Below are 23,204 nucleotides of genomic sequence, written 5' to 3'. Positions count from 1 at the left end.
CGCCGGTATGAGGCACCTCACCCCAGCCGTGCCAGCAGGCCGGCGACGGTCGGCGCGGCCATCAGCGTCGCGATCCGCACCGCCGCGCAGCCGGGTTCGGTCCTGACCCGCCGGACGAGCCTCATCGCGAGCAGCGAGTGGCCGCCGAGGTCGAAGAAGTCGTCGTCCGGCCCGACATCCGGGACGCCGAGCTCCTCGGCGAAGATCCGGCACAGCGCCGCCTCCCGCTCGTCGTCCCGCCGCACCGCCGGGGCCGCCGCCGGGGCCGCCGTCTCCGGGGTCACGGCGCGGGCGGTCGGCACGGAGGGAAGCGCCCCGACCCGCACCCCCGGATCGTCCGCGACCGCCTCCAGCAGGCGGATCAGCCCGGCCGCCAGGGCGTCGATCGTGGCCCGGTCGAACAGGTCGGCGGAGTAGTCGACGATCAACTGGAGGCCGCCGGCGTCCTCCCGGAAGATGAAGTCGAGGTCGAACTTCGCCGCGCCCGGTCCGAACCGCGCCTCCCGCTGCTCCAGCCCGGGGAACCGGACGTCGCCGGCGCCCTGGTTCTCGTAGCCGACCATCACCTGGAACAGCGGGTTGCGGCCGGGGACGCGGCGCGGGCGCAGCGCCTCGACGACCGCCTCGAAGGGGAGGTCCTGGTTGGCGAGCCCGGCGAGGCCGGCGTCCCGGACGCGGGCGAGCAGGTCCGCGAACGCGGGATCGCCGGACACGTCCGCGCGCAGCACGAGCGTGTTGACGAAGAACCCGACGAGGTCGCGGGCGGCCTCCTCGGTGCGGCCGGCGACGGGGCCGCCGAGCGGGATGTCGTCGCCGGCGCCCGTCCGGTGCAGCAGCGCCGCGACGGCGGCCTGGCACACCATGAACATGCTGGCGGCGCCGTCCCGCGCGACGTCGCGCAGGCGCCGCACCAGGCCGGGCGGCAGGTCGGCGGCGAGGGTCCCGCCGCGCTGCCCGGCGGTGCCGGGGCGGGGCCGGTCCACCGGCAGCGGGATCTCCTCGGGAAGGCCGGCGAGGGTCCGCGCCCAGTGGTCGAGCTGCCGGGCGTGGACGCTGCCGGGGTCGAGCGGGTCGCCGAGCAGCTCCCGCTGCCACAGGGCGTGGTCGGCGTACTGGACGGGCGGCGGCTCCCAGGCCGGGGCCCTCCCGTCCAGCCGGGCCGCGTACGCCTCGGCGACGTCGCGGGCGAACGGCCCGAACGACCACTCGTCGAACGCGATGTGGTGGAAGACGGCCAGCAGCAGGTGCTCGCGCTCCCCTTCGGGGAACACCGCGACGCGCAGCGGGACGTCCTCGGCCAGGTCGAACGGCCGTGCGATGACGTCCTCGGGCGGGCAGGCCGCGATCTCCAGCGCGGGACGCGCCTCCTGCGGGCCGAGGATCCGCTGGTAGGGGATGCCGTCGTGCTCGGCGAAGACCGTCCGGAGGCTCTCGTGCCTGGCGGTGACGTCGCCGATCGCCGCTTCGAGCGCGGCGAGGTCGAGGTCGCCGCGGAGCCGGACCGCGAGCGGCAGGTGGTAGGCGTCGCGCGGCCCGTCGTCCTCGCGGAGTAGCTGGTCGAGCAGCCACAGCCGGCACTGCGCAGACGACAGCGGGATGCGCGCGGGCCGCTCCCTCGGCTCCAGCACGGGCCGGGGCTCCGCGCCCGCGTCGCGGTGGACCCGCGCGGCCAGCCCGGCGACGGTCGGCGCCTCGAACAGGTCGCGGATCGCCAGCTCGGCGCCGAGCACGGCGCGGGCGCGGCCGACGAGCCGCGTGGCGAGCAGCGAGTGGCCGCCGAGGTCGAAGAAGTCGTCGTCGATGCCGGCGCCGGGCGCGTCCAGCACCTCGGCGAACAGGGTGCACAGCAGCCGTTCGACGGGCGTGCGCGGCGGGCGGCCGGCGCGGCGCGGCCCGTCCCGCCCGGGGTCGGGGAGGGCGCGCCGGTCGAGCTTGCCGTTGACCGTGAGCGGCAGCGCGTCCAGGGTCATGATCGCGCTCGGCACCATGTAGCCGGGGAGCCGGGCCTTGAGGCTCTCCCGGACGCGCGCGGCGAGCACCCCGTGGTCGCGTGCGGCGAGGGGGTCGTTCGCGTACGCGGCGGGCGGGCGCCCCGGCTCCGCCGGGAGGCACGCCGCTCCCCCGCCGAACACCGCGTCATAGCATCCGGCCCGCTCGGACGGGGTGAGCACGACGTCCGGGAACAGCGCGCGGAGCTCGTCCGGCTCGATCCCTTCGGGGGCCGCGGCCAGCGCCCGCCGCGCCTCGTCCGCCGAGCCGCCGTCCCGCAGCACCCGCAGCGCGGCGACCTCCCCCGACACCCGCGGATCGGGAACCCCCCGCACCCGCACCGCCCCGCCCTCCCCCGTTGACCTGCGGCGTGTTGTTGTTATCCGGGCCTCCATAACAACAACACGCCGCAGGTCAACGAAATCGTCGAGGGTGGTCCAGGGGGTGTTCCGGGTCGGCGGGGCGGGCGGGGCGTCCTTGTGGAGGACGGCGTCGTAGCGGTGGCGGGTCAGCTCGTTGTGGCGGGTGCCGCGTTTGGTGAGGATGTCCACGCGGGCCGGGCCGTCCAGCGCGGCGAAGAACTCTGGGGCGAGGAGGAGTTCCTTCTCCATCCGGACGGCGCGCTCGACGGCGTCGAGGTCGCCGGTGCCGCGTCCGAGCTGGATCGCGGCGTGCAGGTGGCGGACGGTGCGCAGGTCGCGGACGTCGCCGATGAAGAGCGTCCCGCCGGGGGCGAGGAGGCGCATCGCCCCGGTGATCACGTCCTGGAGGTAGGCGGCGCCCGGGAAGTACTGGACGACCGAGTTGATCACGATCGTGTCGAAGTACGCCTCAGGGAGGCCGGTGGTGTCGTGGGCGGGACGGCAGCTCAGCCGGACGGGTGAATCCGGGCCGAGGTCGTGGCGCAGCTTGGCGATGACGGGTTCGGAGAAGTCGGTGCCCCAGTACTCGCCGCTCTCGGGGGCGAGGCGGGTGAGGAGGAGGCCGGTGCCGACGCCGATCTCCAGGACGCGGCCGAGGCCGAGCGCGCGGATCCGGTCGACGGTCGTCTCCCGCCATTCGCGCATGTCGTCCAGGGGGATGGGGGCCCCGTCGTAGCTGCTGTCCCAGCCGGCGAACTCCTCGGCGTGGACGACCGTGCCGACCTCGGTGTACTCGGCGTCGTAGATCTGCCGCCACTCGGCGAGCCGCTCGTCGGCGGCGCCGTCGCGGGTGCCGTCCGGGACGATGTAGCCGACGAGGCGCTGCACGCCGGGGACGCCGGTGCCCGCGGCGACGACCGCGGCCTGCCCGACGCCGGGTTCGGCGGCGAGCGCGGTCTCGATCTCCGCCGGTTCGACCCGGTAGCCGCGGATCTTCACCTGGTCGTCGGTGCGGCCGAGGAAGTCGATGTTGCCGTCCTCGCGGACCCGCACGAGGTCGCCCGTCCGGTACATGCGGCCGCCCGCCGCGGCATCGGCGCGGAAGGGGTCGGCGACGAACCGCTCGGCGGTCAGGCCGGCGCGGCCGAGGTAGCCGCGCGCCAGGCCGTCGCCCGCGATGTAGAGCTCGCCGGGCGCGCCCGGCGGGACGGGCCGCAGCCAGCCGTCGAGGACGTAGCCGCGGGTGTTCCAGATCGGCTTCCCGACGGTCGGGGTGGCGCTGTCCCCGGTCCCGCCGCCGAGCGTGTTGATCGTGTACTCGGTCGGCCCGTACAGGTTGTAGCCGAGGACGCCGTCGGCCCGCGCGAGCCGGTCCCACACCGGCACCGGGACGGCCTCGCCGCCGAGCAGGACGAGCGGCGGCCGGTGCCCGCCGTCCAGGAGCCCCTCGTCGAAGAGCTGCTGGGCGTAGGTGGGGGTCACGTTGATGACGTCGATGCGGTGCAGGCGGAGGTAGGCGGTCAGCGCCTCGGCGTCGCGGCGCAGGTCCTCGTCGCAGACGTGCACCTCGTGGCCTTCGACGAGCCAGAGGAGCTCCTCCCACGACATGTCGAAGGAGAAGGAGACGGTGTGCGCGATGCGGAGGCGGCGGCCCGCCGAGGCGACCACCGGGTCGAAGATGTGGGCGCGGTGGTTGAACTGCATGTTGGTGAGGCCGCGGTACGGCGTCACCACGCCCTTGGGCCGTCCCGTCGAACCGGACGTGTAGATGACGTAGGCGGGGTGGTCGAGCCGGCCCGGGGTGCCGGGCGCGAAGCCACGCAGTTCGCCGGGGGCCGGGTCGGTGCCGGGCAGGTCGGCGAGGGTGCGGGCCGTCTCGGGGTCGTCCAGCGCGAGGACCGGGCCGCCGAAGGCGAGGCCGGCGGCGATGCCGCGGTGCGAGACCAGGCAGGCGGGGGCCGCGTCCTTCAGCATGTAGTCGAGCCGGTCGGCCGGGTAGTCGAGTTCGAGCGGCAGGTACGCGGCGCCGGTGCGCAGGACGGCGAACAGCGCGACGACCATCTGCGCGGAGCGGGGCAGCGCGAGCGCGACGACCCGTTCCGGGCCCGCGCCGTTCGCGATGAGGAGGCGGGCGAGGCGGTTGACCTCGGCGTTCAGCTCCCCGTAGGTGAGGCGCACGTCGGGCAGGGAGACGAGCGCGAGGTCGCCGGGCTGTGCCGCGGCGCGTTCGGCGAGCAGTTCCGCGACCGTCAGTTCGGGGACGGGGTGCCGCGCCTCGTCCCAGGCGCGGCGGAGCCCGGCGTGTTCCTCGGGGACGAGGAGGTCGAGGTCGTGGCAGGGCGCGGCGGGGTCGTCGGCGAGCCGGCGGAGGACGCCGAGGTAGCGGTCGGTGACGCGTTCGGCCTCGGCGCCGGTGAACGCGTCCTCCCGGTACATGACCCGTAGCCCGGTACCGGGCTCGACGACCATCGTGATCGGGTAGTGCGTGGCGTCCCGGACCTCGCGGCCGAGGACGCGGAGGTCGCCGTCCGGGCCGAAGCCGCGGTCGGTCGGCATGCCGGGGAAGTTCTGGAAGACGAACAGCGTGTCGAAGAGCGTCCCGAGCCCCGTGGCGCGCTGGAGGTCGGCGAGCGCGACGTAGGAGTGGTCGAACAGCTCGGACTGCGCCCGCTGGACGCGGTCGAGCACGCCCGCCAGCGGGTCGGCCGGGCCCGCCTGGACTCTGACGGGGATCGTGTTGAACAGCAGGCCGACCATGGATTCGACGCCGTCCACGTCGGGGTGGCGTCCGGAGACGGAGGCGCCGAAGACGACGTCGTCCCGCCCGGTCAGGCCCATCAGGACCAGGCCCCACGCGGTCGCGAAGAGCGTGCCCGGGGTGACGCCGCGGTCGCGGGCGACGGCGTCGAGCCGTTCGGCGAGGGCGGGCGGGAGCGGCCGGTGCACCTCCCCGGCGTCCGCGGGATCGGCCGGCGTGTCGACCAGGCCGGGGCGGACGAGGGCGGGCTCGTCGAAGCCGTCGAGCGCGCGGCGCCAGGCGTCCACGGCGGCGGCCCTGTCGCGGGTGCCGGCCCAGTCGAGGAACGCGCGGAACTGCGGGACGGGGCGCGCCGCCTCCGCGGCGGCATCGGTGTAGGAGTCGAGCAGCGAGGTGACGAGGAGGCCGCCCGACCAGCCGTCCAGCAGGATCAGCTCGGAGGTCAGGATCAGGCGGTGGTCGCCGGGGGCGAGGGTGGCCAGCGCGAACCGGATGAGCGGCGGCCGGCCCGGGTCGAACGGTTCCGCCCGCTGGGCGTCGATGAAGGCTTCGAGGTCGTCCGGGGCGACGGCGGCGTGCGTCCAGGGCGTGTCGAAGTCGCCGGGGACGAACTGCACGGCGCGGTCGCCGTCCGTCCGGAACCCGGCGCGGAGGTTCGGGAACTTGGCCAGCACGGCGCGCGCCGCGTCCGCCATCCGGCCGGGATCGACCGGCCCGGAAAGCTGCACGACCGCCTGCTGGACGTAGATGTCGCGGCCTTCCCCGGCGAGCATCAGGTGGAAGAGCAGGCCCTCCTGGAGCGGCGAGAGCGGAAGCTCGCCGGCCGGTTCGGCGGCCTGAGCGGGGACCGCGTCCGCCGCGGGTGCGGCCATGCGGGCGAGGTGCTCCACCGTGCGGAGGCGGAAGACGTCGCGGACGGTGAACGCCAGTCCGGCGCGGCGGGCGCGGGCGACGAGGAGCGCCGCGCCGATGCTGTCGCCGCCGGTGCGGAAGAAGTCGTCGTCGGCGCCCACGCCGTCGCGGCCGAGGACGCTCGCGGCGATCGCGGCGAGGACGCGTTCCGGCTCGGTCGACGGCGCCCGCCCGCCGGCGGGGCGCCCCGGCTCGGGGAGCGAGCGCCGGTCGGCCTTCCCGTTCGGGTTCAGCGGCAGCTCGTCCAGGACGACCAGGTCGGCCGGGACGAGATGGCCGGGCAGGAGGTTCCGCAGCGACGCGTGCAGGGCCTCGGTGTCGGCGTCGCCGACGATGTACCCGACGAGGCGGGACCCGTGCGCGGCGACCGCGGCGCGCCGGACGCCCGGCCGGGCGGCGAGCACGGCCTCGACCTCGCCCGGCTCGATCCGGAAGCCGCGGAGCGTGATCTGGTCGTCGGTGCGGCCGAGGAAGTCGAGCCCGCCGTCCGGGCGGCGCCGGACCCGGTCGCCGGTCCGGTACAGGCGGGAGCCGGGCGGCCCGAACGGGTTCGCGACGAACCGCTCGGCGGTGCGGGCCGGGTCGCCGAGGTAGCCGCGCGCGAGGCCGTCGCCCGCCAGGTACAGCTCGCCGACGGGGACCTCGCGCAGCGCGGCGTCGAGGACGTGCGCGCGGGTGTTGGCGATGGGCGCCAGTCCCCCGGCCTCCGCGATGAGGCTGTCGCCTGCCGCCTCTGAGCACCCGTACAGGTTGACCAGCCGGGCCGGAATCTGCTCGGCGAGCGCGGCGGGCAGTGCCTCCCCGCTGCTGATCCAGGTGGTGACGGAGGTCGGCAGCCCGTTCTCGGCGAACGCGGCGAGCAGGCTGGGGACGAGCGTGACGAGCCCGGCGCCGTGCCGTTCGATGAGGTCGGCGAGCGCGACGGCGTCGGCCGCGGTCGCCTCGTCGGCGATGACGACCGTGTCGCCGGCGGCGAGGCCGCCGAGCAGCTCGGTCGTGCCGTCGATGAACGCGGGCGACGACTTGGCGACGCGGACGCCGGGCGCGGCGAGGTCCGCGCCCCAGGCGAGGCGGTTGGCGAGGGCGCGCTGGGTGCCGGCGACGGCCTTCGGCGTCCCGGTCGACCCGGACGTGAAGATCACGTAGGACGGGTGGTCCGGGCGGAGGTCCGGGCGGACGCGGCGGGGCGCGTCCCGGGGCGGTTCGTCGCGGCCGAGGACGAGCAGCGGCCGGACCGCGTCCAGCATCGCCTCCACGCGGGCGGGCGGGTACGAGAGGTCGATCGGCAGGTAGGCCGCGCCCGTCTTGAGGACGGCCAGCAGCGCGACGGCGAACTCGTCCGAGCGCGGCAGGGCGAGACCGACGACCTGCTCCGGGCCGGCGCCGGCGGCGGCGAGCCGGTCGGCGAGCGCCTCGGCGCGGCGGTCGAGGCCGGCGTAGGTGAGGACGGTGTCGCCGAAGACGACGGCGGTCGTGTCCGGGGTCCGGACGGCCTGGTCCTCGATCAGGGCGGCGGCCGTCCGGATCGGGAACGTGCGGGCGGTGTCGGGGTGCTCTACGGGCGCGCCGAGCGTGGAGAGCCGCCGTCCGGGGTCGGCGGTGACCTGGGCGATCAGGTCGTCCAGGCCGTCCAGGAGCCCTTCGACGGTGGCGGCGTCGAAGAGGTCGGCGGCGAACGCGGCGAACCCTTCGACCTCGTCGCCGCCCTCGGCGAAGTAGAGGTCGAGGTCGAACTTCACGCCGCCGGTCTCCGGCAGGAACGGCTCGGCGCGGACGCCGGGCAGCGCGAGGCGCACGTCGTCCAGCCGCTGGTGGACGATCATCACCTGGAACAGCGGGCTGCGGGCGAGCGAGCGTTCCGGGGCGAGCCGGTCCACGACCCGTTCGAACGGGACGCCGGCGTGCGAGAACGCGGCGAGGTCGGCGGCGCGCACCCGGTCGAGCAGCTCGGCGAACGTCGGGTCGCCGGACAGGTCGGCGCGCAGCACGAGCGGGTTGACGAACACCCCGACCAGGCCGGCGAGGTCCTCGTCGGCGCGCCCGGCGATGGGCGAGCCGAGCGCGATGTCGTCGCCGGCGCCCGACCGCTGGAGCAGCGCGGCGACGGCGGCGTGCAGCACCATGAACACGCTGGTCCCGGTGTCGCGGGCGAGCCGCCGGACCGGGCCGGCCGGGAGCCGGAACGGCACGAGCCCGCCCCGGTGGCCGGCCTCCGCCGGACGCGGCCGGTCGAACGGCAGGACGGTCTCCGCCGGCAGGCCGGCCAGCGCCTCGGCCCAGAAGTCGAGCTGGGGCGCCGGATCGGGCGCGGCGTCGCGCTGCCAGGCCGCGTAGTCCGCGTACTGGACGGGCAGCGGCTCCCAGGCGGGTGCGCGCCCGCCGCGCCGGGCCTCGTAGGCGCGCGCCAGGTCGGCGAGCAGCGGCGTGAACGACCATTCGTCGGCGGCGGCGTGGTGCAGGAGCAGGAGCAGCGTCCAGTCGTGGTCGCCGGTCCGGACGAGGGTGCCGCGGACGGGCAGGTCGCGGCCGATGTCGAAGACGTGCGCGGTGGCGTCCCGCTCGATGGCGGCGACGCGCTCCGGGCTCTCGCCGCGCGCGTCGATGACGGAGAGGCGGGCGTCCGAGTCGCGGACATGCTGGACGGGCAGGCCGTCCGGTCCTTCGACGAGCAGCGTGCGCAGCGCCTCGTGGCGGGCGACGACATCGGCGAACGCGGCGTCGAGCGCGCCCGCGTCCACCGGGCCGCAGAGGCGCAGGCCGAGGGGCAGCGCGTAGGACGCGGACGGGCCGCGCAGCCGCTCCTCCAGCCACAGCCCGCGCTGCGCCGCCGACGCCGGGACGATCTCGGGCCGTCCGACATCGCGCACCCGCACCACGTCGGTCGTGACCAGCCTGGGCGCGAGGGCGGCGACGGTCGGGGCCTCGAACACGTCCGCGATGGACAGGTCCGCGCCGAGGACGGCGCGGGCCTTCGCCGCGACGCGGGCTGCCAGCAGCGAATGCCCGCCGAGCGCGAAGAAGTCGTCGTCGATGCCGATCCCCTCGACGCCGAGCAGCTCGGCGAAGATCGCGCACAGGGCGGCCTCGCGGGCGTCGCGCGGGGCGCGGCCGGAGACGCCGGCCCCGGGCGCGGGCAGCGCGGCGCGGTCGAGCTTGCCGTTGACCGTGCGGGGCAGCGCGTCGAGGGCGACGAGGGCGGACGGCACCATGTACGCGGGCAGCGCGCCGGCGAGCGCGTCCCGGAGGAGCGTCTCGTCGGTGTCGCCCGCCGGGACGTAGTAGCCGACGAGCCTGCGCTCGCCGGGGCGGTCCTCGCGGACCACGACGGCCGCCCGCGCGACGCCCGGCTGCGCGGCAAGGACCGCCTGCGTCTCGGCCGGCTCGATCCGGAACCCGCGGATCTTCACCTGGTCGTCGGTGCGGCCGAGGTACTCGATCGACCCGTCGCGGGCGCGCCGCGCCAGGTCGCCCGTCCGGTACATGCGGGAGCCGGGCGGTCCGTACGGGTCGGCGGTGAACCGCTCCGCGGTGAGGCCGGGGCGGCCGGTGTAGCCGCGGGCCAGCTGGGCGCCCGCCAGGTACAGCTCGCCGGGCACGCCCGGCGGGACGGGGCGGAGCCGCGCGTCGAGGATGTGCGCGCGGGTGTTCCAGAACGGGCCGCCGATGCCGGGCGCGGGCAGGTCCGCGGACGTCGCCCAGATCGTGGCCTCCGTCGGCCCGTACATGTTCGTCGCGAGCGCCGCCTCCGCTCGGAGCGTCTCGGCGAGCGCGGGGGGCAGCGCCTCGCCGCCGACGAGCACCCGGAGCCCCGTCAGCGCGGCCGGGTCGAGCGTGCCGAGCAGCGACGGGGTGCCCTGCACGACCGTGGCGTCCTTGAGCAGCCCGGCGAGCGCGGCCGGGTCGCGGACGGCCGCCCGGTCGGCGAGGACGACGGTCGCGCCGCTGATCAGCGGGACGAACAGCTCCAGGGCGGCGATGTCGAACGCGATCGTCGTCACCGCGACGAGCCGGTCCCCGGCGCCCAGGTCCAGCTGCGCGCGTGTCGCGAGCAGGAAGTTCGCCAGCGCGCCGTGCGGGATCGCCACGCCCTTGGGGCGTCCGGTCGAACCGGACGTGTAGATGACGTAGGCGAGCTGGTCTCCGCCGATGCCGCCGGCGGGCGCGGGAGCCGGCCGGAGGGGGCCGTCGAGGACGAGGAGGCGCGCCGTGTCCGGGAGGAGGTGGGCGGTCTCCGGTGCGACGATCGCGCAGAGGGGCCCGGCGTCCTCCAGCATGTAGGCGAGCCGGTCGGCGGGGTGGTCGAGGTCGAGCGGCAGGTACGCGGCGCCCGCTTTCAGGACGCCCAGCAGGGCGACGACGAGGTCCGGCGTGCGGGGCAGTGCGAGCGCGACGACGCTCTCGGCCCTGGCGCCCCTGGCGCGGAGTTCCGCCGCGAGCGCCGACGACCGCTCGTCCAGTTCGGCGTAGGTGAGGGACTCCGTCCCGGCCTGGACGGCCGTGGCGCCGGGCGTGCGGGCGGCCTGCTCCGCGAACAGCGCGACGACGTTCGTCTCGGGCACCGGCCGCCCGGTGGCGTTGGCGGCCTCGATGAGAGCGCGCTCGCCGCCGTCCATCATGTCGAGGGCGCCGATGGGGCGGTCCGGGTCGGCCGTGGCGTCCGCGAGGAGCGTCTCCAGGTGGACGAGCAGCGCGTCGATGCGCTCGTCGTCGAACAGCTCGCGCCGGAACGTGGCCTCGACGGTCATGCCCTGCGGCCGGACGAACGCCTCCAGCGACAGGTCGAAATGTGTCGTGCCGTTGTGGATGTGCGTCCAGCTCGACGCGATGCCGGGCAGGTCGAGCTCGCCGATCTCCTGGGCGAGGAAGAGGAGCATCGTGTCGAAGAACGCCGACCGCCCCCGGCCCCGCTCGGGACGCAGTTCCCGGACGATCCGGTCGTAGGGCGGCGTCTGGTGCGCGAAGCCCTCGGTGACCGTCCGGCCGGAGCGCCGCAGCGCCTCCCGGAACGTCGGCGAGCCGGACAGGTCGGTGCGCAGCACGAGCGTGTTGCCGAAGTTGCCGACGAGCCGCTCGGTCTCGGCGTGCTCACGGTTCATCACCGCCGAGCCGATCGCCACGTCGTCCGCGCCGGTGTAGCGGTGCAGCAGGACGGCGTAGGCCGCCGTCATCACCATGTAGGGGGTGAGGTTCTCCTCGGCGGCGAGCCTCCGCATCCCCTCGGTCGCGGCGTCGCCGAACCGCCGCGCGCGGCGCCCGCCCCGCTCGTCCAGGACGGCGCCGCGCGGATGGTCGGCCGGGAGGTCGAGCGGCGCGGGCGGCGGGTCGAGGCGCTCGCGCCAGTAGGCGAGGTCGCCCTCGTCGATGGGCCGCCGCTGCTCCCATTCCGCGTAGTCGGCGTACTGGACGTCCAGCGCGGGCAGCCCGTCCGGTTCCCCGGTGACGGCCGCGCGGTAGAGGGCGGACAGGTCGCGCGACAGCGAACCCCACGTCATCCCGTCCCACGCGATGTGATGGACGACCAGGACCAGCGCGTGCCCGTCTTCCGCGAGCCTCAGCAGCTCGAGCCGGATCGGCCGCTCGTTCCGCAGATCGAACGGCATCGCCGCCAGCTCCGCCGCCCGCGCCTCGGCGTCCGCGCACGGGACCGGCGCGAGCTCCAGCGTGTCGTCGCCGGTGACGACCTGCACCGGCCGGGCCTCCGCACCGTCCTCCGCGTACGTCGTGCGGAGGACGGCGTGCCGGCGGATCAGCCCGCGCAGCGCCTCCCGCAGGGCGCCGGTGTCGAGCGGGCCGTCCATGCGGACGAGCAGGCAGACGTTGTAGGCGGGGCTGCCCGGGAAGGCACGGTGGTGCAGCCACATGCTCTGCTGCGCGTGGGACAGCGGCGCCGGCCCGTCCGATTCGCGGGGAGCGATCCCGGAACCCCCGGACCCCAGCCCGGCCTCGGCCATCATCCGCCGCATCAGTTCGCGCCGCCGCGCCGCCGTCGTCTGCACGCCCGCCCTCTCGTCCGCCATCATGATCGCGAGTTAGGTTAGCCTTGCCTATGACGAGCACACAAGGTTAGCCTTACCTAACTTGATCTTCCGGCCGCGAAAGGGAGTTGGCTGCCTTGTCCATCGGTCTGCGCACTGATGCGAATCCCACGGAACTCGTGCTGGAATGCCCCTCCGAGCCCCTCTCCGCCATGGCCCGGCTGGCCGGATCCGGCCTGTTCGGCGACTACGTGGTCTACGAGCGGCCCGGCTCGTGGACGTTCGCGGGCGGCGTGCTCGCCGAGGTCGTCCTCGACGCGGGCGCCGTCCGGACCCGCCGGCCGGACGGCCCCCCGTCCACCCGGCCCTGGTCGGGGCGCCCGGCCGACGCGCTCCGCGACGCGTTCGCCGAGGTCCCGCTGCCCGCCTGGAACGCCTACGGCTGGATCGCCTTCGAGTTCGCCGCGGCCCGGCCCACCGGGCGGCTCGCGCACCTGATCGTCCCGCGCACCGAGGTCCGCATCGCCGGCGGCCTCGCCCGCATCACCGGCCCCGACACCGGCCAGGTGGCCGACCTCCTCACCGAGGCCGCCCCGGTCCCCGGGACCCCCTCCCCCGTCGACGTCCGGGTGGACGGCGACGCCTACCGCGCCAAGGTCGCCGAGGCCGTCGCCGAGATCCGCGCGGGCCGCTACCAGAAGGTCATCGTGTCCCGCCGCCTGGACATCCCGCACCCGGTCGACGTGATCGCGACCTACGCGCGCGGGCGCGAGGCCAACACTCCCGCACGCTCGTTCCTGCTCGACCTCGGCGGCTTCCGGGCCACCGGCTTCAGCCCCGAGGTCCTCGCGACGGTGGACGCGGACGGCCGCGTCATGACCCAGCCCCTCGCCGGCACCCGCGCCTTCGGGACCGGCGCGGAGGCCGACGCCCGGAGCCGCCGCGAGCTGGAGAACGACCCGAAGGAGATCTTCGAGCACGCCGTCTCCGTGCGCACGTCCCTGGAGGAGCTGCACCGCGTCTGCGACCCGGGCACCGTCCGGGTCACCGACTTCATGACCGTGAAGGAGCGGGGCAGCGTCCAGCACCTCGGCTCCCGCGCCGTCGGCGTCCTCGCCCTGGACCGCTCCCCGTGGGACGCCCTGGACGCCCTCTTCCCCGGCGTGACCGCGTCCGGCATCCCGAAGCCGGACGCGATCGAGGCCATCACCCGCCTCGAAGAGCGCCGCGGCATGTACTCCGGCGCCGTGGTGGCCGTCTCCCACGACGGCGCCCTCGACTCCGCCCTCGTCCTGCGCGCCCTCTACAGCGAGGACGGCCGCGCGTGGCTCCGCGCCGGCGCCGGCATCGTCAGCGCCTCCACCCCCGACCGCGAATACGAGGAGACCTGCGAGAAGCTCTCCAGCATCGCCCCCTACGTCGTCCCCCTCGCCTGATCCTCCGGCAGGCCGTGCGCACGGGTTTCGCGTTCCGGGGGCCGGGGGCCGGGCTCAGGCTCCGGCGAGGAAGCCGGTCAGGCCGTCGAGGAGCATGGTGCTGCCCTGCTCGGCCTGGTCGCGCTCCTCGGCGGAGTCGAAGGTCTGGGAGAGGGTGATCTCGGTGCGGTCGCCGTCGGCGGCCAGGGCGAGGGTCATCAGGACGGGCTCACCGGCGCCGGGGACGTCCATCCCCATCACCAGGCGCTCGTTCGGCACGACCTCGGTGTAGGAGCCGGTCAGCGGGACGCGGGCGCCGCCGGGGATGACCATGACCGAGCTCCACGCGCCGCCGGGCCGGACGTCCAAGGCGACGTCCTCGGCGCCGGCCCACTGGGCGTACTGGCCGGCGTCGGTCCAGGCGTCCCAGACCTTGCCGACCGGGGCGTCCAGGGTGCGGGTGATGGCGTAGTCGAAACCGGTGGTGCCCATGGCGTGTCTCCTTGTCCGATCCCCGCCGGGTCGCGGGGGCCAACTGGACACGAGATTATAGTAATGATCCGTGATGGTCAAGAATCTTGATTAAATTCTCCGGCGAAGTCGAAGTCCCACGCCAACTCCCACACCCACAGGGTCGTACGCAGATCGACGGTGGCCAGCAGCGTGCCGTCCCGGCTGAGCGCCGCCTGGTAGAGCGGGCCCCGATGGCCTTCCAGCGTGCGCAGGCACCGGCCGGAGCGGACGTCCCACACCCGCACCGTGCGGTCCGCGCCGGTGACCGCGAACGCCCCGTCGGCGCTGAGGGCGAACGCGTTCGGGGTCTCCGGCATCGACAGGGTCTGGACGACATCTCCGGTGCCGGTCTCCCAGACGCGCAGCGCCCCCTTGTCGGGGGTCGCCGCCAGCCGGCCGTCCGCGCCGAAGACGACGGCGATGTCCGACAGTCCGCCCGACGCCCGGCCGAGGTGGGAGTACCGCAGCTCCCCGGTGCCCACGTCCCACGCGCCGACGAACAGGCTCTGGGACACGAAGAGGGTCCGGCCGTCGGCGCTGAAGTCGAGTCGTTCACCGGACGTCCGCGACGGCAGCGTCCACACGGGGCGGTCCTCCCCCGGCCGCCACAGGTGGATCTCGTTCTCGCCGGGCGGTCCGCCGAAGCGGTTCGCCTCCGGGTGCCCGCTGCCGAGCGTGGCCGCGTACCGGCCGTCGCCGCTGAGCGCCGCCGCGTGGACCTTGCCGCCGTGCGCCTTCCACGTGTGCAGGATGTCGCCCGCGGGCAGGTCCCGCAGGCGCAGGGTGCCGGTCGCGTCGCCGATGAGGATCCGGTCGCCCGCCGGGTTCACCGCGAACGCGCTGATGGCGCCGAACTCGTCGGTGAACAGGTACTTGCTCCCCGTTTCGAGGCTCAGGCGCCGGATCGTGCCCGCGGACGTCAGCACCACGACCAGCATGCCGTCCACCGCGAACCGGATGTCCCTGGGGCTGCCGCCCTCGCCGCGGTCGAAGGTGTGCAGCCGATCGCCCGCGGCAAGGTCCCAGACGTCGACTTCGCCGGTCCAGCGGCCGGTCGCCGCGACGGCGCCGTCCTCCCGCACGGCAACGGTCGGCGGCTGCGTGAACACCTCGTCCGCGTCGTAGGAGTACAGCGGCGACGCGCTCAGCAGGGTGGACCTGCGTCCGTGCTCGCCCAGCCGCGCCCACGCCGCCCGCAGCGCCGGGTGGCGGTCGAACCCCGGCATCCGCTGCGCGGACCGCAGCGCCTCCGCCGCGGCCGGGAAACGCCCACCGGCCGCCAGCTCGTCCGCGCGGTCCACGAGCTCCTGGAACGCCTCCTCCGCCCGGGTCAGTTCGGGCGCGGGCCGCGGGCGCGCGTAGCACCAGGGCGCCCGGTACCCGCCGTCGGGCAGCGACCGGACCGCGACGCGTCCCCCGGGCAGGCCGAGCACCGCGACGCGGCCGTCGGCGCTGACGGCGAGCGCGTTCGTCCAGCCGGCGCCGGGCGGCAGGTCCCGGTCGAGCGCGCGCAGGCACCGGCCGGTCGAGGCGTCCCACACCTCGACCTCGCTGCCGCCGTCCGCCACGGTCACCACGGTCGGCGCCGCCGCCGCGGGCAGCACGGACTCCACGTCCCGCCACGAGTGCGGCGCCTCGCTGACCACGGCGCCCCGCCACGCGTCCCACACGACGAGCGGCCCCGGCGACCAGGCGACCACGGCGTACCGCGCGTCGGGCGACACGGCTCCGGCGTCCATCGGGCTGGTGTGCACGGGCCTGCCGTGCAGCGTTCCCCGGACGGGCCCGATCAGGGCGCGGACCCACACGCCGCCCGCCACGTCCCAGGCGCGGACGGTGCCGTCGTGGTGGAAGCCGAGCGAGGCGGACAGGGCCGCCATGCCGTCCTCGCTCAGCGCCAGCGAGGTGACCGGCCCGGTGTGGCCGCTGAGGGTGGCGGCGATGAGCGGCCCGTCGACCTCCCACACCTGGATCATGCCGCGCGGATACCCCGCCGCGACGTAGCGGCCGTCTCCGCTCACGGCCAGGGCGACGGCCCCGGGCCCCTGCGGCGGACTCGGCAGCCGGCGGCCCCGCTCGAGGTCCCACAGTTCGACGACGCCGCCCCGGATCGCGGCCCCGAGCGTGCCGACCTTGTCCATGGCGAGGGCGGCGACCTCCTCCCCGCGCCTGGTCAGGACACGCGGCGGCCGGCTCCGGCCGGGCTTCCACAGCAGCAGCTTCCCCGCGCGGTCGCCGGACAGGACGAGTCCGCCGTCCGCGGTGACCGCGACCGCCGCGACATCGTCCTTGAGGGAGCCGCCGCGCTTGCGGGCGCGACCGTCGAAGTCCGCGTGGATCCGCGGCGGGCGGCGCTCCCACTCGGCCAGCGCGTCGGCGGCGTCCGCCGAGTCGGGGTCGGCGGCGGCCGCCTCGCGCAGCAGCTCCCCGGCGCGCTCGTCCTCGTGCCGCTCCAGCTGGACGGCGCCGAGGAGCAGGGCACCGTATCCGGCCCGGCCGCCGCCGTCCGCGGCGATCGCGGCCTCGATGTTCGTGACGACTTCCTCGCCGGTCTCCTGCCCCGTCCGCCACCGGTGCAGGCCGGAGTTGTAGACCGACGGCAGGTGGTACGGGTCGGTGCCGAGCGCCCGCCGCCACAGCCCCTCGGCCTCCTCGGTGCGGCCGAGGTCCAGGAGCGAGAGCGCGTGGTTCGACAGGCCGTCCGACAGCAGCCGCGCCGCCCGGGGAACGGGCCGCTCGTAGGGGACGCCGAGGACCTCGCGGTACAGCTCGGTGAGCGTCGCCGCCAACTCCCCGAAACCGGCCGGACGTGCCGCCGGATCCTCGGCGAAGCACTGCCGCAGCAGCGCCGCCACCGCCGGCGGGACCGGGACCCGCGCGCCGCCGTCGCGCAGGATCGCCTCCATCGCCTTACCGGCGGCCTGGCCGCGACGCGCCGGCAGCCGTCCGGCGAACATCTCCAGCACGGTCACCGCCCACGACCACACGTCGGTCGCCGCCGTGAGCCGGACGTCCCGCGCGCTCGCGGCCGCGGCGGCCTGCTCCGGAGAGCAGTAGGCACGCGTCATCCCGCCGAAGCTGACCGACACCGGCAGCTCGGGCGGCGGCGCCGCGCCGCTCTCGCCGCCCTCACCGTTCTCGTCGTTCTCGCTCGCGGCCCGCGCCTTGGCCAGCCCGAAATCGGTCACCTTGGCGGTGCCGTCCGGTTCGAGCATCACGTTCGCGGACTTGACGTCCTGGTGGACGAGTCCGGCCTCGTGCGCGTGCGCGAGCCCCCAGGCCGTCTGCACGGCGATGTCGAGGATGCGGGCCAGCGCCGCCTCGTGCCCGCCCGCGTAGAGTGCCCCGCCGTCCACCGCCTGGGCCAGGCTGCCCCCGTCGACCCATTCGGCGAACACCCGGGGCAGATCGTCGATCGTGCGGACGTAGGCGCATCCGACCGTGTGCGGATGCAGCCCGAGGTTCACCCAGGTGCCGGCCTCCGCCTCGAACCGACGCCGGTCCTCCGGATTCTGGACGTACCTCGGACGCGGCGTCTTCACGGCCATGTCGACCTGCCAGCCGCGGTGACGCACCCGGTGCACCACGCCCATGCCACCGCTGTGCACCACGCCGAGCACCTCGTACAGGCCGAGCACGACCTCACCGGGCGTCCACTCCTGAGCCGCCGCCACCGCGTCAGCCGCCGAGCGCAACGGACAGATGGACCGCCGCGAGCGCACTACCCGGCGGCCCCCAGCGCATCGGCAGCCGCCCCCGCGCATACTGGCCCGGCGCCTCGACGGTGCGTTCGGCGCTCGGGAACTTCGCGCCCACCCCGCCCTCGGAAGTGCGTTTCCGCCCGAATCCGGGATCGACCCGCGGAAGCAGAATGTTGATCTTGGAATCGCCGATGTAGAAGTGGTAACGCAGTGACACTCGGCCCCCTCCGCCGCCGAACGGATCCTGCCAGGGCCACATTACTCGCGCCCGTACCTGGCAGACCGCAATGTGCGGCGATCACAGCGGACGCCCGTCACCCATTCACCTCCAGCCACGCGCATTCGCGCCTCCGGTGAGATCGACGCAGATCCGTCCATGATCAGCCATAAAGAATTCGATGACGGCTCCCACTCCGGGGATATTTTCCATCGCGAAAGGTACCCGCCCTCCCACAGGAACCCGTCGACGCCCCATACCTCGTGGCCGGCCAGAGCACCCGGAAAGAGCGCCCGGACTCGGCGTCGTCGGCGGCGACCGTCACGCACGGCTCGGACGGGGCGCCCTCATCGGCGACGGCGACGGCGACCGCGCCGTCCCAGCGGACGAGGTCGCCGGGGAAGGCGCGCCGCCGGCGCTGCGCGCTCGTGGGGGCGGACAGGACGGGAATCGAATCGGACATGGTTCCCCAGCGCCCAGTGGCCGGTTCGTCATGGCGATCACACGGAAAAGCCCACGTCAGAGGGGTGATTCGCACGCCAACAGCCCGCACGTCGACCGGTTGCCTCTGGCGAGACCCGCACGTTCATCAGCGGAACGCGCGCGGCCAGCGGCTCACGTCGGGTCCGCGTCATCGAACCGCCGGCGCTCCCCCTTCAGGCCGGGTCCGGGGCGTCACTGAGGGTGCGCAGGACGGCGGCCTCCTGGTCGGGGTCGCGGAGAAGAGGAGGGCCCTGCGCGAGCGGGCCGAGAGCGCCGCGGGCGGCGGTGTGCGGATCGGGGGACAACGCGGCCTTCAACGCGGTCGTGAACCAGCCCAGCGTCATGGCGGTCGTCCGTTCGCCGTCACTCATCTTGGAGCGTGCGAACGGGTCGTTGAGTGATACCCCGGCCTGACGTGACCGCGTCAGCCACGATCGGACGTGCCCGCCGAGCTCGGAGCCGGGGGCGACCGCGACCGGCTCGCCGCGCTCGGCCGCGGCGACCGCCTCGGCGAGGCCGGGAGTGCCGTCGACATCCAGGACGGCCGCCAGGCGCATGGCCTCCCGCGCGGCGACCGCACGGAGCAGGCGCGGCGGGGCGGCGTCAAGGGCCGCGATCATTTCGGGATCTTTGGGACCGTAGGACAGCGAGGGCGGAGCCGCCGAGAACCAGGATTCGATCTCGGCGGACAGGAGTTCTCCGGCCAGTGCGTCCGGATGCGGGAGGGCGCCGGTGATCAGGCCCGCCAGGAGGAGGGCCGGGACATGGGCGCTTGACACGTAGTCGTCCTCGTCCTCGGCGTCCGGGTTCAGGCCCGCCGCGCGCATCTTCCCGAGCAGGCGGTCGGGCTCACTGCCCCAGCGCACATCGGGCCAGGTGGGCTCGAATCCGGTGACCAGCGCTCCGTCGACCGCGTAGCGGAAGCCGTGGTCGGCATAGTCGTGCCGCAGTACCGAGACGGCCTCGGTGCCCTGAGACAGTGCCGCCAACGGCTCGATGAGCGAGCCCTGAAAGCCATTGGGCTCGATCAGTACCGTCCAGGTGCCGAGGTTCAGCGCGAAGGCGAAGTCCGGATACCCCGCCTCGTAGGAGCCGAACGCCTCGCCCGCCTCCTGCAGAGTGCGGGGACGCAGCGTGTCCGGGAGAGCCCCTAAGCGTGACAGCGCCTCGGTCTCGTCAACCTTCTTGATGAAAGTGAGACAGAAGATCTCACCGAGCATCTCAATCCGCGCGACGTCGTCGCGCGTCACCTTGAGCATGGCCCCCCGCAATGGTCGGTGTCATTCCTGAAGATCATGACAGTGTCCGACCCGGCAGGTGAAGAGATCCAAAACCGGCGGGCTTACTCCGCCCCGGCGGGTCCGGGTTCAGAAGCCCCCGAAGTCGGAGTACGCGCTGTACAGGCCGGACCGGTAGGGCACTTCGGGAAGCGGTTCGTTGACCCGCGGCTTCGGGATGCTGATCTTGATCGATACCGGTGGCTCCCACGTGTGGGTCTCGAAGATCGTCCGGAGTTCACGGTCGGCGATGCCCGCGGCGCCGCTGGCCGCGACGCGGGACAGGGCGTCCAGCGACGACGCCCGGTCCAGCGCACGGCGCAGCCGCCGCGCCCGCCGGGCCCGGCCCCACTGCCACAGCGCACGGACGCGGGAGCCCGGCAGCAGCCGCTCCGCCCGAAGCCGCCGGCCGACCTCCTCGACCGCTGGGGAGGCCGCGATCATCAGCAAGGTCAGGCCGAGCACCCTGCCGACCTCCGGCACCGCCTTCAGCGCCGCGGTCTCGACGGGGTCGCGGGGTTCGCGCCGTTCCGCGTACACCCGGTGCCGATCCGGCGAGACCCTGATCTGACCGTCCCCGGCCAACCTGACCAGCACGGTCATCGCGACACGCTCGCGGCCGCCGCACAGGTAGGCGATCTCGTCGGGGCGTAATTCGGTGTGATCGCGCATCAGTTCCACTTCCAACTGAGGTCATAACAGTACGGACGCTTTCTGGTCAGACGCACTGTGCTCTGCGGACGTTCCGGCGTCAACCTTGGCGCCGTGCCGGGGCCACGGCGGTCTCGGCGATCAGCTCGGTGACGGCACTGAGGGACACATCCCGCAGCCCAGTCCCGGTGATCTCACCGGCGAGCCGCGCGGCGCGGCGGGCGTCGGTCGCGGCGAACGCAGAGGCCGCGACGCCCGGCAGGTAATCACGGCCGGGTCCCCGGTAGTCGCGGCCGGCCGGTTCGGTCATTTGCGGCACATGGAAGAGCCTGCACGCCGCCAAAGCCCGCGCCATGATCGCACGCTCGACAAAAACGGCAGATGCCGACCGACCTGCTGCCCAACCGGCCGCACACCCACCACGTCGTCGAGCGCGCTGGCCCGCTGGGCCGGGTCTCCGCGCCGGCCGCACACGCCCCCGACGGCGGCCGACGCGGCGGCGGCGGTCACCTATCAACATTATGTTGACAACAATATGTTGATACCTCAGCATGATCCGCATGGAGAACTCGGACGCCGACCATGGGCAGGCCGACCGCGAGGCGGAGGCGCGCAGGCGGTTGCTGGACTCGGGTGCATCGTCGCTCCCGCGGGCGCCCTGGCTGCACGGGAGTCAGCCACCCTCGGCGGTCGACTTGATCCATTTCGCGTTGTGGCATGACAGCGCCGGCGACATCGACGAGCGCACCGTGGCGGCGGCCCTGACTCTGCTGCCGGCCGCCCGGGCCGAGGTGGACCAGGTGGAGGCGGCGCTGATGTTCATCGCACGCTCTCATGGTCTGTCGTGGCCGCAGATCTCGCGCGCGATGGGGCTGGCCTCCGCCCAGGCCGCGCAGCAGCGCTTCGGCCGGGTGACGGGCCGCGTCGAGAACCGCCGAGGGAGTGTTTGAGGTGGCCGGCGTGTCCGCTCCGGAGGACTTGGCCTTGCACGGCGTCCGAGTGCTGGGCTTTTCGACGGCGTCCCGCGTCGCCGCCCGTTACAGGCTGGACGCCGATGTGATCCAGGAGGCACTGCTGGACTTCCAGGCCCGGGGTTGGCTTCACTGGTCGAGCTTCGCCGGCAGCTCCGGCTGGTCACTGACCGACGCCGGCCGTGTGGAGAATGAGAGGCGGCTGGCGGACGAGCTCGACCGGGCGGGTGCGCGAGATGCCGTAACCGGCGTGCACGCCGCGTTCGTACCCCTGAACCGGCGCTTCGGTACCGCCTGTACCGACTGGCAGATACGGCCGACCCGGCTCGATCCGATGGCCTTCAACGATCACACCGACTGGCGCTGGGACGAACGGGTCCTGCGGACGCTGGCGGACGCGGGCAACTCCTTCACCGAGCTGTGCGGTCAACTCACCGAGCGCCTGGCCCGCTTCGACGGCTACGCCGACCGGTACTCCTCAGCGCTACGCAAGGTGGAGCGGGGAGAGCGTGCATGGGTCGACGGCCACGACCGGGACTCCTGCCACACTCTGTGGATCCAGTTCCACGAGGATCTGCTCGCCACCCTCGGGATCCCGCGAGGATCCGATACCTGACGACCTCTGATGATCCTCCGTCCCCCGGCTCGGCCGAGGTCGGGGTGCAACGATGGTGCGGGCATGTCGGGGGTTTTCGACATGGCGGCGTGAGAACTCCCGGTCAAGGCGGCGCGCTCAGCGCGAGGTCGAGCGCCTCGGCCGCCCAGGCGGAGGAGCCCCATTCATCGTCCTCGGTCGCCGGCTGGGGCTGGTTCGGCAGCGGCCGGTGCCGCACGCCGCGCAGACGGGCCGCTCGTGCCGGTCGCGTCCTGCCCGGTGGACGGTGAGGACGGTGGTCAGCGCCGCTGATGTCGCCAGCGTCAGCATGCGGGCCGTGCGCAGGAACGCCACGCTGTGCGGGTCCAGGACGGCGGAGTTCGCTCCGGCGAGCCGGTCCAGGGCGTGCGGGTCGGCGCGCATGGCGGCGGTCATCGCGGACCGCACTTGCGCGGTGGTCCACTCGCGCAGATCGTGGCCGCTCACGCCGCCTCGCCGAGGGCCGCGCCGAAGACGGCGGCGACGGTGCGGGACCGGTCGCTGCCGAACCAGCCCCAGCCGGCGGCCATGAGGGACACGGTCCGCAGGCCGCGTCCGGACTCGGCGTCGTCGGCGGCGTCGGTCACGCACGGCTCGGACGGGGCGCCCTCGTCGGTGACAGAGACGGCGACCGCCCCGTCCCAGCGGGTGATCTCGACGGTGAAGGTCCCGCCGGGCTGACCGGACTTCGTGTGCCGCAGCGCGTTCACCACCAGCTCGTCGATGGCGAGGAGCACCTCGTCCAGCAGCGGGCAGCCGTCCAGGAGCATCGCGGTGAAGCGGCGGGCGGCACGGGCCTGGACGGGTTCGCCCGGGAAGGCGCGGCGCCAGCGCAGCGCGCTCGCGGGGACGGACGTGCCGGGTATCGGGTACGACATGGGGTTCCTCAGCGCGTTGTGGCCGGTTCGTCATCGTGCGTGTTCATCGTCACACCACGAATCGGCGATCACAGGGAAAACCCCACGTCAGCCCACTGATTCGCACGCTCGCCACGTGAGCGTCAACCGGCCGCCCGGGCCCCGAATCCGAACGCCCGTCACCTGAACGTCCACGTGGCGTGCGGCTGCCGGTTCTGAGCGTTTCGCCGTACACTCGGCTCTCTCACGATCTTCGACCGATCCGCGCTGCGAACCCCTTTCGGGAGTCGAGATGGTCCCTCCGCCCTCCGCCCCCATGGCTCCCGCACCATTACCCGGTCCGCCGCGGAAGGCGGGCGGTACGGCACAGGTCGTCCTCGGGCTGGCGCTCCTGGTGCCGGCCGCGTTCTTCACGCTCACGTCCCTGGTCGTCCCCACCGTCCAGACGATCCTGCGCGGCTTTCAGCGGGGCGGGCTGCCGGAGGCGAA

General features: G+C 74.4%; 13 protein-coding genes. 4 read left to right on the top strand and 9 right to left on the bottom strand.

Translation table 11 applies throughout. The features are described 5' to 3' along the window. Positions 1-17: 17 nt before the first annotated feature. Entirely contained in the window at positions 18-12,041 is a 12,024-nt protein-coding gene (locus tag ABZ806_RS37935) for an amino acid adenylation domain-containing protein (protein ID WP_500223190.1), read from the bottom strand. Between the two features lie 92 nt (positions 12,042-12,133). Here ABZ806_RS37935 and ABZ806_RS37930 point away from each other — a divergent pair, with 92 nt between their 5' ends. After that, on the top strand, positions 12,134-13,432 hold the full coding sequence (locus ABZ806_RS37930; RefSeq protein ID WP_500223189.1) for a salicylate synthase: 1,299 nt from the start codon (positions 12,134-12,136) through the stop codon (positions 13,430-13,432). Between the two features lie 54 nt (positions 13,433-13,486). On the opposite strand, the gene ABZ806_RS37925 is transcribed toward ABZ806_RS37930, so the two are convergent. The 6 genes from ABZ806_RS37925 to ABZ806_RS37900 all read right to left on the bottom strand — a co-directional run bounded on the left by ABZ806_RS37925 (position 13,487) and on the right by ABZ806_RS37900 (position 20,563). After that, a complete protein-coding gene (locus tag ABZ806_RS37925) occupies positions 13,487-13,903 on the bottom strand; it encodes an SRPBCC family protein (RefSeq protein ID WP_500223188.1) in 417 nt (138 codons plus the stop codon). Positions 13,904-13,980: 77 nt separating this feature from the next. Beyond that, the gene (locus ABZ806_RS37920; RefSeq protein WP_500223187.1) at positions 13,981-17,598 is read right to left on the bottom strand and encodes a WD40 repeat domain-containing serine/threonine protein kinase; all 3,618 of its coding nucleotides are present in this window, start codon (positions 17,596-17,598) and stop codon (positions 13,981-13,983) included. A gap of 4 nt (positions 17,599-17,602) precedes the next feature. Beyond that, a complete protein-coding gene (locus ABZ806_RS37915; protein WP_500223186.1) occupies positions 17,603-17,842 on the bottom strand; it encodes a DUF7019 family protein in 240 nt (79 codons plus the stop codon). A gap of 656 nt (positions 17,843-18,498) precedes the next feature. After that, on the bottom strand, positions 18,499-19,584 hold the full coding sequence (locus ABZ806_RS37910; RefSeq protein ID WP_500223185.1) for a DUF6461 domain-containing protein: 1,086 nt from the start codon (positions 19,582-19,584) through the stop codon (positions 18,499-18,501). A 108-nt stretch (positions 19,585-19,692) separates the two neighbouring features. Further along, entirely contained in the window at positions 19,693-20,274 is a 582-nt protein-coding gene (locus ABZ806_RS37905) for a TIGR04222 domain-containing membrane protein (protein ID WP_500223184.1), read from the bottom strand. Between the two features lie 79 nt (positions 20,275-20,353). Then, the gene (locus ABZ806_RS37900) at positions 20,354-20,563 is read right to left on the bottom strand and encodes a hypothetical protein (RefSeq protein WP_500223183.1); all 210 of its coding nucleotides are present in this window, start codon (positions 20,561-20,563) and stop codon (positions 20,354-20,356) included. A gap of 250 nt (positions 20,564-20,813) precedes the next feature. Here ABZ806_RS37900 and ABZ806_RS37895 point away from each other — a divergent pair, with 250 nt between their 5' ends. After that, positions 20,814-21,203 (top strand): DNA-binding protein, encoded by a 390-nt coding sequence (locus ABZ806_RS37895; RefSeq protein WP_500223182.1) that lies wholly within the window; start codon positions 20,814-20,816, stop codon positions 21,201-21,203. A 10-nt stretch (positions 21,204-21,213) separates the two neighbouring features. Continuing rightward, on the top strand, positions 21,214-21,840 hold the full coding sequence (locus ABZ806_RS37890) for a transcriptional regulator (RefSeq protein ID WP_500223181.1): 627 nt from the start codon (positions 21,214-21,216) through the stop codon (positions 21,838-21,840). Between the two features lie 117 nt (positions 21,841-21,957). On the opposite strand, the gene ABZ806_RS37885 is transcribed toward ABZ806_RS37890, so the two are convergent. Together ABZ806_RS37885 and ABZ806_RS37880 are read right to left on the bottom strand one after the other, a co-directional pair. Continuing rightward, complete coding sequence (locus ABZ806_RS37885; RefSeq protein ID WP_500223180.1) at positions 21,958-22,305, bottom strand: hypothetical protein; 348 nt, start codon at positions 22,303-22,305, stop codon at positions 21,958-21,960. Then, positions 22,302-22,736 carry an ATP-binding protein gene (locus ABZ806_RS37880; RefSeq protein ID WP_500223179.1) on the bottom strand — a complete coding sequence of 145 codons (435 nt, stop codon included), beginning with the start codon at positions 22,734-22,736 and terminating at the stop codon, positions 22,302-22,304. Before ABZ806_RS37880 ends, ABZ806_RS37885 begins: the two co-directional genes overlap by 4 nt. Before the next feature lie 271 nt (positions 22,737-23,007). Between ABZ806_RS37880 and ABZ806_RS37875 the strand changes: the two genes are divergently transcribed. Then, on the top strand, positions 23,008-23,204 hold a 197-nt coding region (locus tag ABZ806_RS37875), incomplete at its 3' end, for a hypothetical protein (protein WP_500223178.1).

This window comes from Spirillospora sp. NPDC047418, assembly GCF_040643275.1.
Taxonomy (GTDB): Bacteria; Actinomycetota; Actinomycetes; order Streptosporangiales; family Streptosporangiaceae; genus Spirillospora.
The sequence above is the reverse complement of the archived record's forward strand: the minus strand, read 5'-3'. Positions and strand labels throughout refer to the sequence as shown.

What these genes read in the sequence shown, in the direction of transcription:
- ABZ806_RS37935 (WP_500223190.1), bottom strand. Translation starts at nt 12,041, where the DNA reads ATGATGGCGGACGAGAGGGCGGGCGTGCAGACGACGGCGGCGCGGCGG.
- ABZ806_RS37925 (WP_500223188.1), bottom strand. Translation starts at nt 13,903, where the DNA reads ATGGGCACCACCGGTTTCGACTACGCCATCACCCGCACCCTGGACGCC.
- ABZ806_RS37910 (WP_500223185.1), bottom strand. Translation starts at nt 19,584, where the DNA reads ATGCTCAAGGTGACGCGCGACGACGTCGCGCGGATTGAGATGCTCGGT.
- ABZ806_RS37905 (WP_500223184.1), bottom strand. Translation starts at nt 20,274, where the DNA reads ATGCGCGATCACACCGAATTACGCCCCGACGAGATCGCCTACCTGTGC.
- ABZ806_RS37900 (WP_500223183.1), bottom strand. Translation starts at nt 20,563, where the DNA reads ATGACCGAACCGGCCGGCCGCGACTACCGGGGACCCGGCCGTGATTAC.
- ABZ806_RS37895 (WP_500223182.1), top strand. Translation starts at nt 20,814, where the DNA reads ATGGAGAACTCGGACGCCGACCATGGGCAGGCCGACCGCGAGGCGGAG.
- ABZ806_RS37880 (WP_500223179.1), bottom strand. Translation starts at nt 22,736, where the DNA reads ATGTCGTACCCGATACCCGGCACGTCCGTCCCCGCGAGCGCGCTGCGC.